The following is a 582-nucleotide window of genomic DNA, read 5'->3' as shown; positions in this document are numbered from 1 at the left end:
CTTTACTCAAAGCCTTTGCTGCGACTTTCATCGCTTCAATTTCTTCGAGTTCAAACAAGTCTCTAGAGAATGGGTCTTCGACTACTTCTTTTAGAAGTCCATTTGATAGCTTTGTTAGAGCTGTTTGCTTTTTGCGGGTACGTTCGGATGTCCAGTGCTTCGTGAAGTCTAAATCTGACAAAATATTTCCCTCTGAGTGCTGATTTATTAATTAGTGTCAAACGTAAATTCAAGTCGAGGTGTTTCTGATTAACTTCTATACCCATGCCTAGTTTCTATCCAGTACATACACCTAAAATCTAGCGCTATGACCTTGTAAGTGCGACAGGGAGCAAAGGGAATCCGAGTTAATGTGTTTAGTTAGTGGAAGCATTAATCGGAATCCCCGAAAATCAACTAAAGCACGTTCAAAAATGCAGATGTATATTGAAACTCATAACCCATATCTTCGAGTTTCCATAGTAAGTCTCTATAAAACCCCCTAAGAGTGTCCAGAAGCTCATATAGAGCTGACGATCCTTTATATTTATAGTCCTTGTCCGTATCTACAGCTAAACGATGACAAAGAGTGGATAAACCATC

Annotated in this window: 2 protein-coding genes; both read right to left on the bottom strand. The window is 39.2% G+C overall.

The genetic code is table 11. The annotated features are described in order from the left end of the window. Positions 1–181 (bottom strand): hypothetical protein (locus tag IQR33_RS30935; RefSeq protein WP_193844302.1); only part of this gene is annotated, 181 nt, incomplete at its 3' end. A gap of 215 nt (positions 182–396) precedes the next feature. Further along, on the bottom strand, positions 397–582 hold a 186-nt coding region (locus tag IQR33_RS34955; protein WP_228014235.1), incomplete at its 5' end, for a hypothetical protein.

This window comes from Vibrio sp. OPT46, from assembly GCF_015163535.1.
GTDB classification, from domain to species: Bacteria; Pseudomonadota; Gammaproteobacteria; order Enterobacterales; family Vibrionaceae; genus Vibrio; species Vibrio alginolyticus.
Note: the sequence above shows the minus strand (reverse complement) of the source record. Positions and strands in the feature narration are given on the sequence as shown.